This is a genomic window from Methanobrevibacter sp. UBA417 (assembly GCF_002508845.1).
GTDB lineage: Archaea > Methanobacteriota > Methanobacteria > Methanobacteriales > Methanobacteriaceae > Methanobrevibacter_A > Methanobrevibacter_A acididurans.
This window is the reverse complement of the sequence record NZ_DAZC01000023.1, coordinates 1-16,102: the sequence shown is the minus strand read 5'-3', so window position 1 is coordinate 16,102 and position 16,102 is coordinate 1. Positions and strand designations below refer to the sequence as shown.

Here is a 16,102-nt window from a genome sequence, read left to right as displayed (position 1 = left end):
CCAAGTACAGGACCAAGCCGAACAAAAATATCAGTGAGATTAGTCTTTTTTAATAAAATCATTTGCTCATCTTCAACTAATTTTGTAGCAAAAGATTTTCTAGCTTCTAAATCTAAATTATGATTATCAATAATATTAACAATAATATCTTTTTGAGTATTAAAAAGAGTACTTGACTTAACATGATTTTTAATTTCTTCAGGACTTGAAGAATTATCTACATCATTTAAAAGAGTTTCTAATTCTCTTTTTTTCATTGGCTTTCTAGTATATTTTTCATTAATTAATCCACCGATAGCCAATATAGATATTATTAAAAATAGGACTAAAAGCACTACAACAGGAGTAAGTAAACTTTCAGACACAATATGAATAAATGTAGTTAATATTTCAGTACCAACTATTATCATTATAAATTTTCTCCATTTTTTTATAAAAAATTAAAACAATATTTATATTATATTTATTGATTTTTCTTTAAACTATAATCATTAAGAAATACTCCTACAATGATTAATGATATAATTCCAATAATTAACATTATAACTTCATATGTCGGAGTTAATATTGTAAAAGGAGTAAAATCTTCATAATTTAACCCTTTAACACAATTAAAAGTCAAACCAAAGATCATGACTAAAATTGATTCTAAAATTATAAATTCACTAATTCCTCCAGGAATTTGTTTAATAGCATTTTTTAAAATCCATGAAGATAATATAGACATTATTAAAAATATTATAGAAACAATTCCAGCATTGAAAAATATTGAACTTTGAGGATTCCATATAGCAACTAATGAAAATATTAATGTAAATTGGCAGATTATGGTAATTAAAAGTATTAATGAGTTAATTTTTGCTTTAACCTCATTTTTATTCCATTTATATAAATAAAACATAATTAAAATTAAGAGAATTAATCCAACTGTAAATAGGACATATGGAATAATCTTACTAAAAAATGTTAATAAACTACCATAATTTAATGCAATTACAGACATGATAAATATTAATATTGAGTAAATAACCGAAAAGGTAATAGACTTTTTAAAATTTAATTTTGCAACATCCAACAATAATCCAAAGTTAATAGCAAATAAAATTAAAATAATTATTAAATAATACCAAATTAAATTTAACATTTTTTATCACATTTTTCTATTATAATATAATTTATTTAATCGGTAATATTATATAAAAGTTTTCTTAAATTTAAATTCTTTAAAAAAATATATTTAAAATTTATGAAGGTTAATATAAAAACAAAAGAGCGACTATGATTAAATATAAAAAATATTAATAAATATTAAATAATTAAAAGAATAAGACATTAAAAAGCTTTTTTTTAAATGGTTTTTTCATTAAAAGCCGAATCGGCATGTAATTAAATTCATAACGAAAATTATTCTATGAAAAATTTATACTAAAAAAATAAAAAAGAAAAAATATGAAAATTAAATTTAAATTTTTAAATCATTTTTCAAGAATCTTATGATGTACTCACGATAATAAAAACCAATTGCAATTATTATTAGTAATAATAAACTTGGAATACCTAAAACTCTAAATGAATCTTCATCTAAACTTAAAGCTTTTGTAACTGGAGAATTAGCAGCAGTTGAAGAAGCTTGTGATGTTTTACCTGCACTAGAAGAGCTACTAGAACTTGAACTAGAAGAACTACTAGAGCTTTCACCGCTAGAACTAGTACTTGAAATAGTATTACCAGTTAAACTCACACTACCACTAGAAGTTCCTGAATTAGAACCACTACTTGTACTAGAACCTTGAGATCCACTACCTGAATTAGTAGTTGTGCCATTACTATTATTATTAGAATTATTATTCTGATTTTGATTATTATTATCTTTCCATTCTTGAACATTAACATTAAATGATTCTGTTGAACCTCCAAAATTAACATTAGCTGAAGATCCCACTCCACCAGATACAGTGAAAGTTCCTGAACCTTGACTTACAGACATTTGTTGACCTACACCATTAACAAATACTGTAGCAACAAAACTTGCTAAATTTGTAACAATTTGTCCATTATAAGTATATATGACATTAAAAGTATTGGATCCTGATTGTGTTAAACTTGCTTGAATAATTCCTGCTTGAATTCTTGGACAAATAAATCCATTATTTGTATTTCCATTAAACCAATTAGCTCCAACAACAATTCCGCCAAGTTCTTCATAAATACTATCTCTAGCTTCTAAACAGTGCCCAGTTCCTTTTTGAAAAGCATTATATTCCAAAGTTAAACCTTTTGAAACTTTTTTATAATTTGCACCAAAATTGACACCAATATTTCCACCAGTGAAAGAGTTACTCACTATTTTAAAATTATTAGTCTCTGCATTAATATTGATACCATTTCCATTATCATTAAAAGTATTATTTTTAAGGTTTACATTAGATATAGAATTAAATACAATAGCATACTTTTTAGATACACCACCATTATTATTAAAGATATTATTTGTTATATTTAATGAATCTACATTTTTATCTACTTTAATTCCTTCTTCATTTGAATAAAATGTATTTTTTAATATTTCAATATTTTTGGAATTAGTTAAATATAAACCATCTATCTTGTTAAATGAGATATAATTCTTTTTTATAATAGAATTTTCAATATTATCTAAGTAAATACCGTTTTTAGCATTATTCGTAATCGTATTATTCATAATAAGTAAATTATGAGCATTTATTCCATAAATTCCATTTCCATTAGTGGAAATTATATTATTAATTATTGAAACATAATTAGCACCATTAATAAAAATTCCATCACCATCAGAAATAATTTTAAATCCTGTAATATTTGTACTAGATGCATTTTCAGTTACTGTAAAAACTGGATTATTAGATGAAGAATTAATAACTGTACCATAACTTACTAAGTTTGATGGTTTATTAATTATTAAATTTAATCCATGATAATAACTTCCATTAAAAATGAAAGTAGATCCTGCAGGTGATGAATCCAAAACATTTTGAATAAAATCATTGAATGTTTTATTTGAATTATTATATGATGATTGGTCTCCAATATAAACAATATTTGAACTATTTGAAATTAAATTTTCAGAAAGTATACTATTTGAATATTGAGTATTATTTTCATCAAGTGAAATATCAGACTCATTAGTTATATTAACTTGTGAATTTTGATTTAATATACTATTTAAACTTGAATTTGTAGAAATATTATTTTCATTTAATGGTTGTGCCATAACAAATCCTGTGTTTATTAATAATATAGTGAAAAATACCAATATGATTGATAATTTAGTAAATTTATTATTCAGGTTTTTCACCTCCTTAAAAAAATAAATTTTTAAATTCCACAAACTTATTACATTATATTAATATTTAATAAAATCTTTCTTTGATATACATATATATACCTTTCGAAAATAGTTAAACAATTTTTTTGAGGAAATATTAAAAATAATATTTTAAAATTAAAATTAAAATATGAAATTAAACGAATATATACAAATAAAAATAGCACTTATCTTATGTAAAATTGTTTAAAACCAATAATTTAATTTATTTATAAATATTTAAAAGAATTAATAATTAAATCATTCTAAAAATTCTTAGATTACAAATTCAAGAAATTTTTCATTGAAAAATATATTTATGGTCAAGTCTCAATTATTAAAAAAAATTTGTCAATCTAAATTTTTTCGAAAAACATTTATATTCATAACGTGTATATATAATTAATACTAATATTAATAAAAAATTTAAAGTAAAAAATAGTGGATATTTTTAAAGATTACAACTATTTTTTTATTCTGAAATTAAAGAATTTATATTCTTAAATATTGGATATTATTTATGGAAAAAATAATGATTAAAAATTATTTTTTTAGTAATATTAGTGTTAATTTTTAAAAAATTTAAATGGAGAAAAAAAATAATGGATTACAAAAAAATATTACTTCCATTAGTATTATTAGTATTATTAACTGTAACTGTCTCTGCTGTTTCTGCTGCAGATATAGCAAATGATACTACTGTTTCAAATGATGCTTCAAATTTAGCAATCAATGATGTATCAACTGTTTCAGCAAGTCAAAGTTATAATATAACATCTGGTTCTAATACTAGTACTATACAAGGAATAATTGATAATGCAAATGCTGGAGATAGTATTCAGTTTGCTGCAGGTGATTATAAAGATATTGATCAAGTAAACATTACTAAACAATTATATATTAGTGGTGCTGGAAACAACCAAACTAATATTTACGGTTTAGGTGATGGTAACAGTAACTCAATATTCAATATAATTGCAGGTAACACTACTACCCCTGATGGAACAACAATAAGTGGAATATCCTTCCACATGACACAAAACAATGCTTCTAAAGCAAATGATAATGGTTATGGAATTTACTCAAATAGTGTAAAAGATATAGCAATTTCTAACTGTTCCTTTTATAATGGAGCAAGTGGAGTTTACTTTGGTAGATGTACTAACTGTTTAGTAACAAATTGTTACTTCACAGGTGTAACAGAAAAAATAACTCACGACGGAAATAAAGAAAAAGGAGATAAAGCAGTAAACATAATGGGTGGTAACAATATCACCATTCAAAATAGTGTTGTTGAAGGAAATGTACTTGATGCAATATCTGTAGCATCTAATGCTCAATATGTTCAAGTTATTAACAATTACTTCTATAATGCTTCCTATGGAATGTACTTCGGTGGTGGAGTAGGTTACATAACAGTTAAAGGTAACACTTTTGATAGTGGAATAGCTGATGCAATTTCTCTTACCAAATCTGCAACCACAACAACTATTATAAACAACACATTCAAAAACTTAAAAGTTAACCAATGGGGAAGCACTGTTATTTACTCTGAAGCAAGTAACACCGCACATGGATACCCAAGCCCAATAGGTAATATAACAATTACAAATAATATATTCTCTGCAGCTGAAGGTCAAGACCCAGCTCAAATTACTGCATTTGAAATATACAACAAAGCTACATCCTTAGATGTAACTGGTGCAATCACATTAGCAAACAATGCATACAATAACGTTACACCATACAAATATTTCCAAGCAGATTGGGAAGGAAACAGTACTAATGGTACTGTAATCATAACTAACCCATACAGTAACACAAAATTAACCGCAGAAAACTTCACTGAAACTTATGGTGACGGACAAAACTTCACTGCTACCTTAACCGATAGTAACGGATACTACGTAGTAGGTCAACATATCGCATTAAACCTCAGCCGTAATGGTCAAAGTAAAGTTTACTGGACAACAACTGATGAAAACGGTCAAATCCAATTACCAATCAACTTATACATTGGAGATTACACTGTAACCTACAGTTTCGCAGGAAACACTAAATACAATGCAAGTATGGGAACTGCTAACATAGGAGTTAAAGCTCCTGAAAACAAAACCGTAACAGTCTTAACTGTTAACAATTTAACTGAAGTTTATGGTGCTGCTCAAAACTTAACCGGTACATTAACTGCAAACGGCGGAGCACTTGTAGGTCAACATGTTGCAATAAAACTCACCAACAGTAACGGACAAAGCAAAGTATACTGGAGAACTACTGATACAACAGGATCATACCAAATCCCAATCGAATTATACGCAGGTAGTTACACAGTAAACGTTTCATATGAAGGAACCAGCTATTACACATCCTCATCTGTTGACGGTACTATTACTGTAACAAATGCTTAAATAAAATAAAAATCTTTATATTCTGATAAATAGAACTAATTAATAGTTCTGTTTTTATCAGAATATTTTTTTTCAAAAAAACTTAACATGTGTTATAAAATTTTAATATAAATAAAAAAATTTGAGGATAAATAATGGAGAAAAAAATATTCTTATTAATATCTTTAACTTTATTAATTTCTATATTTTCTATAAGCTCTGTGATGGCTGCAGATATTAATAATACAGCAAGTTACTCAAGTATTAATCAAGATATTAATAATACAAATATTAATCAAGAGATATCTGCAAATTCAATAAATACAATAACAGAATCACAGGATATTAATGAATCAACTAATAATTATAAACTTGGAACAAGTAATGGAACAACTTACATAGTAGATGGTTCAAGTAAAAATCAGATGGACAATCCAACTATTCAAGATACTATTAACAAAGCAAATGCTGGAGATACTATCCTTATTACTGGAACAAGTTATGTACATTGTCATATAATAGTTAATAAACAATTAAATATTATAAGTAATTGTGGAACTACAATGTCGACTTGTCCTTCAAATACTCAAGGTTCTAATGGATTAGGTATATTTTACTTCACATCAGAAGCTTCAAATTCTGTACTTTCAGGATTTACTTTAATAAATGAAGTAGAATCCGGAAATATTGTAGATCCTTATGGTATATATATCAATGGTGGAAATAACATATTAATCACTAACTGTACTGTTAGTTCTACAAATGGACAAGCCATACTTATTAAAGGGGCTAAAAATACTACAATTTCTAATTCAAACATAAAAAATTCAATTAAAGGAATAATACTTGAAAATTCAGATAGTACTTTAATTAAAAATAATTATATTCATGAAAACACATTAAATGGTATTAGTTTGGATGAGGGTGTTTCACAAACCACAATTGATATGAATAATATTACTGCTAATTTATATGGAATTAATGCGAGTACAGCAGATAATGTAAAAATATTAAATAATAAAATTTTTTATAATAGAAATATTCAAGACCAAAGCCGTGCCACAATGGGTGCTGGAATATATGTTAATAATAATATTACTAATATGTTAATTCGTGGAAATTTCATATATGAAAATGGAATGTATGGAATATTCAATGATTATCGTGTAAGAAATCTTATAAATCAAAATATTCAAATAGTCGATCAAAATTTCTTTGGATTCCATAAACAAAGAGCTGTTTTCACTGCAGTTTATACAAAAAGTAATAATGGAGATTATGATTATAATGCAACTACTGATACTTATACTTATGTAGGTGATGGTAATGGGCATTATACTACTGGAACTGGACAAATATTTATATGGAGTAATATTTACTATGGCGAACTATTTTGTGGAAGTACATCTTATGCTCCAGGAGAATTAAGAAGTGCTAATCCTTATAAAGATCTTATAGTTGGAAATATTACACAAGTATCCAATGGTGTTTATTCATTTTCTTTTGTATATAAAAATAATGGAAGTGTTGCTACAGATTTTAACAGTGTTGAAATGACATTCTTTTTAAATAAAAATAATACTGCTACAAGCCCTGTAACAGGTGATATTTATAGTATTACTGAAATACATAATGGTACAGCTGTAGTTGACTTTAGAAATGCTAGTTTTTTAAAGACTGGAAATAATGTTACAGTTATTGGTCCTGGAATGGGGTCATTAGATGGTGGTAATAGACCATATGCATTTTATAATGTAAATGATTCTGATATACCTACTAATAAAAGTATTGATACTATTTTAACTGCAAACGACTTTAAAGAAATATACGGTGCAGGACAAAACTTCACTGGAAAATTAACTGACAACCAAGGAAACCCAATAATCGGACAACACATAGCATTAAAATTAACTAACCCGCAAACAGGCGCTAATAAAATATACTGGCAAACAACCGATAACAACGGAGAATACCAACTAGAAATTAACCTCTACCCAGGAGTATATACTGCTGAATGTTCATTTGGGGAAACAAGTCAATATGTTGATTCTAGTGCAAGTGCTACTATAAATGTTATTACAACAAGTCAAAAAAAAACTAAATTAATTGGATCTGATTTAAATTCTATTAAAGGAAGTTATTATAATGTATTGTTAATTGATAATGATACCAATGCTCTTGTTAATCAAGAGCTTTTAATAACTTTTTATAATGGAAATCAGTCCATTTCTTATACTTTGTATACTAATGAAAAGGGTGTAAGTGAAATTCAGATAAATTTTAATCCAGGAAATTATACTGTTAAAGTTGAATATTTGGGAAATGAAAAATATGCACCTTGTGAAACTACTAATAAAATTATAATTAATAAAAATAATATATTATACATTCCTCAAAATATTAGTAATGATGAAATTCAAAAATTAATTGATTCAAATAATGAATCAAATATACTATTTTTAGGTGAAAATTATAATAACATTTCTTTGATAATTAATAAACCATTAAACATTACTACAAACATTAACACAACATTAAATGGAATAAATGGTAGTGAAATATTTTTAATAACTAAATCAGGAATGAATTCAAATATAAGTAATTTTAACTTCATAAGTTATGAAGGAACTGGTATAAAAATAGAAAATACTAGCAATATTAAACTAAGTAATAATAGTATTAAAAATATTTTAGATTCTGAATATAAAACAGAATATGCAAAAGGCTTAAAAATAATGCCCGGAAATGGTGTTGGCATATTAAATAGTAGTAATATAGTATTAGAATATAATACTATTAGTTCATATGAAAATGGAGTTTATTTAAACAACTCTCAAAATATTTTTGTAAATAATAATATTTTAAAAGAAAATAATTACGGAATAAACTATGATTATAATGTAAGTAACACAAAAGTTTTCAATAATACAATTAATGAAAATGTGGGAAATTATACACTTGAAGTTCCAGAAGGACCATTAGGTTATGGTATATATCTAAATAACTCTGGAGTAAATGCAAGTATAATAAACAATAGTATAATTAATAATTATATTGGAATACTTATTGATTCTAATTATAGTACCGGCATTACTATAACTAAAAATCTTATTTGTGAAAATGCATTAGAAGGAATTACTTTTTGGAAACATTATGATTTAGCAGAAAATGCGATATATCCAGTTGTTACAGATAATGCAATATATAATAATGCTAAAGGACCTAGTATGATGATTTTAGGTGAAATGAGTGCTAATCCAGAAGGAATTTATGGACCTGGACAATGGAATGATAGTTTAAAACTTGTTATTGGTGCAAATTGGTATGGTACAAACCATTTAGTAACTTGGGATTTAAATGGTACTGTTGGAGCTGGAACAATGTGTCCTAGAATAAAAACTACCCCAATTACATTTAATATAACCTGTACAAAACCTGGAACATATAATGTAAACTTTTACAAGAATAATACTTTAGATACAAATCTCCCAACATTCACACTATTTTTCACACTCAATGTTAATGGAACTGAAACCGAAATAGAAATTACTAATGGAACAGGGACTATTACATTTAATCCTTCAGAATATAAATCTAGTGATAATATTATTGAAGTATCAGCAGGTTCACTTAAAAGTACTGAACGTATTTATTATGTGATTGAGAAATATAATGTTCCCAACAATGAAATACCTAGTTATTAAAATTTAAAAAGTTATATAAAAAAATATTTTAATTTTATATTTCCTATTTTTTTAATTTTTTTAGAAATTATAAGAAAATATTTAAATTGTAAACTTAAACTAAAAAAAGAAATTTTAAAAATAATATTAGAAAAATTTAAAAAAAATAAATTTATGTATAATTAAAAAAATTATTTATTTTTTTAATCAATTAATTCATAATAGGATTCTTCAGCACATGATTTACAAATAGGTCTTCCAGCTCTAACTAAATGTCTATCATCAGTGACTTTTTCTCCACAAACTGAACAAAATGTACTTGTATGTGCACTTCCAGGTATTTGAGCATCAGGAATAGGTCTAATTTTAACTTTTTCTACATTAAATAATTCTTCTGCAGGAGTGTCCATGAATCTTTGAATCATTTCTGCTTTAGTTTCACATATATCTTCTTTACTATTTGCATCTGCATCTGACACACGGATAGCTTCTTTTGTATCCATATTATAAAAAGTTACACCAAATTTCCCATAATACATTTGTTTTAAACTTCTTTTACCCATACTACATTTTGTAACTGATTGCACTGCATCTGCCATGCATCTATCTATTTCAACAAAAACAATTAAGTTTTTATGACGAGTATTTAATTCCATACCCATAAGATCCATACCATACATGGCCAATTTGGTTCCTATTGCTATTCCTCCACAAACTTCTCCATGAAATTCTTTTGCTTTTGCTAATTGTTCTTCATATGCTTCTTTAGTTATCATTTTTTTTCTCCTTTAATATTTATTTTAATAATTAAATTTTTTTAAAATTTTCAAGATTAAGGTTTAAATTCGTTTTTAAAGGTATACAAACTTTCCTATCCTCAAAATTTATTAACTTCACATTAATACCATAAGCTTTTTTAAGATTTTCTTCAGTTATTACATCTTCAGGTGTGCCAAAATCAATAAATTTTTTATTTTTCATTATAGCTACTTTATTACATGCTATAAATGCATGATCTGGAAAATGTGAAGACATAACTATAGCTAAACCTAATTTAGATAAATTTTCTAATATTTCAAGTAATTTTATTTGATTACCAAAATCTAAATGAGATGTAGGTTCATCTAAAATCAAAATATCTGGTTCTTGTGCTAATACACGAGCTAAAAATACTAATTGACGTTCTCCTCCACTTAAATTAGTATAAGGTTTATCTTTTAAATGATATATTCCAATATTTTTTAATGCATTTTCCGTAATCGTTAAATCTTTTTCTTTTGGTGCTGCTGAAAGGTTAATATAAGGTGTTCTCCCCATTAACACCACATCAAATACTGAAAATGGAAATGAAGGAATATGACCTTGAGGGATATAACCAATCATTTTTGATATTTCTTTAAAAGATAATGTTTTAATGTTTTTTTTATTTAATAAAATTTCACCATTATTAATTTCATGTAAACCATTTAAACATTTTATTAAAGTAGTTTTTCCTATCCCATTAGGACCTAATATACATAAAATATCACCTTTTTCAATATTGAAAGTGATGTTCTCAAAAATTTCGGGAGAATCTTTTTCATAAGAAAATGAAATATTTTTTACTTCCATTATTTTTTCCATATCTTTTTTCAACTCATTTAATTAAATATATTTTACAATTTTTTTACCATTGTGAATAACCTTTACGTAATAAATATAAGAATATTGGAACTCCAATTAGTGCAGTTAATATTCCTAATGGTATTTCAATAGCTATAACTGTTCTAGATATAGTGTCAATTAATAACAAAAAACTTGCCCCAATACTTAATGAAGCGGGTAATAATAATTTATGGTCCGGACCAACTATCATACGGGTTATATGGGGAACTACTAATCCAACCCATCCAATAACCCCACTAATACTTACTCCTGCAGAAGTTACAAGAGTACATGCAAATATAAGTATTATTCTTAAACGATTAGGATTTAAACCTAAAGATTGTGCTTCATCATCCCCCATACTTAAGAGGTTTAAATGCCATCTTAAAAGTAAGATTATAACTAAACCTATAAACATTGGTATTAATATCATTAATAATTGATCTGTGGTAACTTTTCCTAAACTTCCCATTAACCAAAACACAATTTCAGGTAATTTATCATAAGGATCAGCTAAAAATTTTGTACCGGAAATAAGTGCATTAAAAAATGCAGACACAGCTATCCCTGAGAGTACTAATAATAAAGTTCCTTCTATTTTATAACTTTTAGATATTAAATATGTGATAGATACAGATATTAAACCAAAGATAAATGAACTTAGTTGTATAAAGAAATTTCCTGCTGAAAAAAGTATAGCTAAAGCTGCACCAAATCCTGCACCGTTACTCACACCAAGTAAATCTGGAGACACTAAAAGGTTTTTAAATAAACCCTGAAAAGTCGCACCTGCAATAGATAAAGAAGCCCCAACCAATACAGCCGCAATTATACGAGGTAATCTAACATCAAAAACTATACTAGAAATTGTGGGTGAAACTGCCAAATTAGGGAATATTGGAGATAAAATTGTTTGTATTACCTGTATTGGAGTAATAGGATATCTTCCAACCATAAAAGCTATAAAAAAAAGAATTATAGGTAAAAAAATTAGGATACTATAAGCGATAATTTCATGATTTTTTGATAATAATCCAGATTCATCCATATTTTAACCAATGTTATAATTCTTTATGCAATTTGAGATTCGTTCAATCCAGAACTTTTAAGTAAATCAGTTACTTGTTGATCATTTAAGTCTATATGATAGTAGTCAGAATAAAATTCTTTAGTAACATCTTTTAAATGAATATCAGAATATTGATCTGGATATAATACTTTAGCTGTCCATGGTACTCCTATAATAATATTAGCACCTGGTGGTCTATCAAACCATTTAAATGGGGATTGTGGGGATAAATAAACTTGATGATTTTTTACTGCATTTATATTTGACCATGTTGGGTCTGAGTATACTTTATTATAAAAGTCCGGATCATTTGCAATAATCACATCAGGGTTCCATCCTACAACTTGTTCTATGGAAACTGAAATTTGACCTTCACCTTCTTGTGTTCCTACATCAGCAATATTGTTTCCCCCACATAAACTTATTAATTGAGAATGTGAAGTACCATTTGGATCTGTGCTTAATCCATCTTCTCCCTCTGCATAATAAACTGTTTTTCTTTGATTATCAGAAATTGTTGAATTAACTTCTTTAACTTTGTTGATGTACTTATCATTAAATGCACATAATGAATTAGCCTTGTCTTCAGCTCCAATTAATTTTCCTATAAATTTAATAGAAGAATCAATTTTAGTTACATCTGTAGTATCATTTACACCTACTACAGGTATTGTTCCAAATTTTTCTTGTCTATCGGTTATTGTAGAGTTATCTGAACTTCCTTCATCTAAGGATTCTACAACTACATCAGGATCAGATGCTATGAATTGTTCATAATTCCCATCATTTGAACCATACCATCCTCCTATATTAGGTAAATCTTTATATTGGCTAGGAACATATTCTAATTCTTCATTAGTCCATTGGAAATTGAGGCCTCCTAATTTTTCAGGAGCTAACATGTAAATTATTGTTGTCATAGGAGGACTTGTTGCAACTACTGTGTTTATTGATGATGGTACTGTTAATGTTCTATTTGCCATATCAGTTATTGTTGTATTTCCTTTTGATGTGGAAGAAGGGGACATGAAAGCTGTTACCCCAATAGCACATATAAGTAAAATCATTAAAAGGATTAATATTATTTTTGTTTTCTTTTCCATAATTATCACAAAACTGAGAATATCTTAAATTGTTTTAATATTATACATTTATTGCTAACGTTAAATTTAATTTAAATCTAATTATTAAAGTTAATATAAATATATATTAATTTTTTAACTTATTTATTGATTTATTTAACTAATAAAGAATATTAAAACTTTATTTTTTAAAAAAATAATTTTTAAGAGATATAAATATTAACGATATGAATATATTTTACATTAAATTAATATAAATAATTTACTAAAATATAATATAACAATAGTTATATAATAAGATTAATAGATAAAAAATAAAAAAAGAATAATAATTAAAATAAAAAAAGAATAAAATCTTATCAACTAAGGAAAGGCATCACCTATGGAAAAAATAAAAAAAGTAAAAGCCATAAAATATGAAAATGAACAATCCCACGAAGTAAGTGAAAAAATTATAAAAGATGAAAATATTAATTTACAAATTAATCAATTACCCCAAAGAAAATTTTCAACATACCCTGAAAACTTAGAAGATTTTGTAATAGGCTATCTTTCAGGAGAAGGATTAATAAACAAAGTAGAGGACATTGAAAAAATTGAAAAAAATGGTAAAAATATTAATATAAGAATAAAACCTACTGAAATAGACACAAAAGGAGGTTGTATCTTATCCGATTGTGGTGGCGGATGGAGATCAGAAATAAAAAAAATAACTCCAGTAAAATCTAATTTAAAAATTAATGCTACAGACATTCTTCAGAATATACAAAGATTAAAAAAAGAAGCACCACTATGGAAACAAACAGGAGGTACACATGTAGCACAAATAATTTATAAAGACAACTACATAATCCGAGAAGATGTAAGTAGACATGTAGCCGTTGATAAAGTAATAGGAGCAGCCATAAATAAAGATTATGATTTATCAAAATCTTATATAACCTATAGTGGACGAATGCCCGCAGATATGGTTATTAAAGTCATAAGAGTAGGAATACCAATATTAATATCAAATGCAGCACCCTCAAATTCAGGTTACGAAATTGCAGAAAAAGGAAATATTACAATGATAGGGTTTGTCAGAGGAAATAGATTTAATATTTATACAAACCCAAATCGGATTAATTTAAACTAAAAATAAAGAAAATTATTCTAAAACGGTATGTCTAGACTTTAAATCACTTTCAGTTTTTCCCATTACTTGCATTAATTCACAAACAAGCCCATCTAAGAATACAAGTGAAGTTATTTCAAAAGCAGTACCCAAAGGAGTTAAAGAAGTGTAATTACCATCAAATTGTCTTTTAAGATAATCTTGATCATCAACTTCAGCTTTAGTCCTACCTCGAACATACAATATAGAATCAGCTAATTTACCTAAAGAAGAATTAGGGTAAGAAGTTAAAGCTAAAACTTTAGATCCTCTATTTTTACTTATTTGAACAGCATTAACAATAGTATTAGTTTCACCAGACCCTGAAATAGCTAATATACAATCATCTTCATATATAGCGGGGGAAATAGTTTCACCTACAACATAAGCACTAAGTCCTAAGTGCATTAATCTCATAGCAAATGCTTTACCTGCAAGACCTGATCTTCCAGCCCCTGTAACAAAAATATTTTTAGAAGTAGTTAAAATTTCAATGAATTGATTAATGCTATCTTCAGTTAAATATTCTTCAGCATTTTCAATATTCTTTAACATCGCTTTAATTGATGTTTTCATTAATTCCATAATTTTTAGCCAACCTTAATATTTATAAAAAGTTTCAATAATATTATTAATAAAATTTGATAATAAAAATAATTATTAAATATATATAATAATTTAAATATTTATAATTATTTATTTTAAAAATAAAAAACAGAGATTAAATCATATGAATGAAAATAATATAAAACCTAAAATCGAATTAGATATTAATGGGTATATTTATAATTACAAATTATTTGAATCATTAAAATCATTACAAAAAACTCAATCCATAAGAAAAACATCAGAAAAATTAAATCTTTCTCATTCTGCATTAGATAGAAAAATAAAAAATGCTGAAAATAAATTAGGGTTTAAATTAGTTAAAAATAATTATGGTTCAGGAACTACTTTAACAAAAGAAGGTTTAAATTTAATTAAAATTTATAATCAATATCAAATTAGACTTAACGAATCAAATAAAATAAATATTGCTGGAGGACATATTGTCTCAGGACTTTTAGAATCAATTAGCAATGATATCCCATTCGATATATCAGTATTTAGTAGTGATGATGAAAGTGCATTTGAATTAGGAAAAAGGAATTTAATTGATATTTTAGCTTTAGATGATCCATTAATCGGTTTTCAAAATAACTTAGATTTTACAGCCATTGGTTATGATTACCTCACTTTAGTTTCTAATAATAAATCATCACCAATAAAAACAATAGAAGACTTAAATGGGAAAAATTTTGTTAGTGTGAAAGGCAGCGCACAAAGATTAGTATGGGACACTTTAAAACAAAAAAATGTGGAATTTAATATTAAAAAAGAAGTTAAATCCCAATTTGATGCATTTAAAATAGTTAAAAATAATTCAGATTTATACACTTTTTTAAATGCTAGTTATTTTCATGGAAATGATATTTTAAAAGTGGAAACTAATCATATTATTAGCTTAATACAAGTTAATGATAATAAAAAAGAAAATAAAGAATTTATAGACTATATGTTAAATAAAGGTCAGAATAAAATATTTGAACAAGGTTTTAAACCAATAAAACCTTGGAAAATAAATTAATAAAAAAAGATTTTAAAATGTATATTTGTTAAATTACTTTTCATATGGTAGGAAAAATTAGAATAATATTAAAGTATAAAATTTAATATAGATATTGTGAAAATAATTCTAATT

The 16,102-nt window shown here is 25.9% G+C and carries 11 protein-coding genes and 1 pseudogene; 4 read left to right on the top strand and 8 right to left on the bottom strand.

Going from position 1 to position 16,102, the window contains the following annotated elements:
- The 3 genes and pseudogenes from BP769_RS03760 to BP769_RS03750 form a co-directional block, all read right to left on the bottom strand.
- Window positions 1-410 (bottom strand): annotated as a pseudogene (locus BP769_RS03760) (MotA/TolQ/ExbB proton channel family protein); the annotation flags it as partial.
- Window positions 411-463: 53 nt separating this feature from the next.
- Window positions 464-1,144: a DUF2162 family putative transporter gene (locus BP769_RS03755; protein WP_409198136.1), complete on the bottom strand. Its 681-nt coding sequence runs from the start codon at window positions 1,142-1,144 to the stop codon at window positions 464-466.
- A gap of 318 nt (window positions 1,145-1,462) precedes the next feature.
- Window positions 1,463-3,250 carry a right-handed parallel beta-helix repeat-containing protein gene (locus BP769_RS03750; RefSeq protein WP_413829069.1) on the bottom strand — a complete coding sequence of 596 codons (1,788 nt, stop codon included), beginning with the start codon at window positions 3,248-3,250 and terminating at the stop codon, window positions 1,463-1,465.
- A gap of 695 nt (window positions 3,251-3,945) precedes the next feature.
- Between BP769_RS03750 and BP769_RS03745 the strand changes: the two genes are divergently transcribed.
- Both BP769_RS03745 and BP769_RS03740 read left to right on the top strand, forming a co-directional pair.
- Complete coding sequence (locus BP769_RS03745) at window positions 3,946-5,751, top strand: right-handed parallel beta-helix repeat-containing protein (protein WP_413824567.1); 1,806 nt, start codon at window positions 3,946-3,948, stop codon at window positions 5,749-5,751.
- Between the two features lie 134 nt (window positions 5,752-5,885).
- A complete protein-coding gene (locus tag BP769_RS03740; protein WP_413824570.1) occupies window positions 5,886-9,434 on the top strand; it encodes a right-handed parallel beta-helix repeat-containing protein in 3,549 nt (1,182 codons plus the stop codon).
- Between the two features lie 182 nt (window positions 9,435-9,616).
- Here BP769_RS03740 and BP769_RS03735 read toward each other — a convergent pair whose 3' ends face one another.
- From BP769_RS03735 to BP769_RS03720, 4 genes are read right to left on the bottom strand one after another with little or no spacing between them, the layout of a single operon-like run.
- Window positions 9,617-10,189, bottom strand: coding sequence for an FmdE family protein (locus tag BP769_RS03735; RefSeq protein WP_413824573.1), 573 nt, complete (start codon window positions 10,187-10,189; stop codon window positions 9,617-9,619).
- Window positions 10,190-10,220: 31 nt separating this feature from the next.
- Window positions 10,221-11,036, bottom strand: a complete 816-nt coding sequence (locus tag BP769_RS03730; protein WP_413824575.1) for an ABC transporter ATP-binding protein — start codon at window positions 11,034-11,036, stop codon at window positions 10,221-10,223.
- Window positions 11,037-11,079: 43 nt separating this feature from the next.
- A complete protein-coding gene (locus BP769_RS03725) occupies window positions 11,080-12,105 on the bottom strand; it encodes a FecCD family ABC transporter permease (RefSeq protein ID WP_413829067.1) in 1,026 nt (341 codons plus the stop codon).
- Between the two features lie 23 nt (window positions 12,106-12,128).
- Window positions 12,129-13,229: an ABC transporter substrate-binding protein gene (locus BP769_RS03720; protein WP_413824580.1), complete on the bottom strand. Its 1,101-nt coding sequence runs from the start codon at window positions 13,227-13,229 to the stop codon at window positions 12,129-12,131.
- A gap of 361 nt (window positions 13,230-13,590) precedes the next feature.
- On the opposite strand from BP769_RS03720, the gene fdhD reads away from it, so the two are divergent.
- Entirely contained in the window at window positions 13,591-14,343 is a 753-nt protein-coding gene (gene fdhD, locus BP769_RS03715; protein ID WP_413824583.1) for a formate dehydrogenase accessory sulfurtransferase FdhD, read from the top strand.
- A 12-nt stretch (window positions 14,344-14,355) separates the two neighbouring features.
- Here fdhD and hxlB read toward each other — a convergent pair whose 3' ends face one another.
- Complete coding sequence (hxlB, locus tag BP769_RS03710; protein WP_413824585.1) at window positions 14,356-14,946, bottom strand: 6-phospho-3-hexuloisomerase; 591 nt, start codon at window positions 14,944-14,946, stop codon at window positions 14,356-14,358.
- Between the two features lie 145 nt (window positions 14,947-15,091).
- Between hxlB and BP769_RS03705 the strand changes: the two genes are divergently transcribed.
- Window positions 15,092-15,988: a LysR family transcriptional regulator gene (locus BP769_RS03705; RefSeq protein WP_413862108.1), complete on the top strand. Its 897-nt coding sequence runs from the start codon at window positions 15,092-15,094 to the stop codon at window positions 15,986-15,988.
- Window positions 15,989-16,102: the final 114 nt, after the last annotated feature.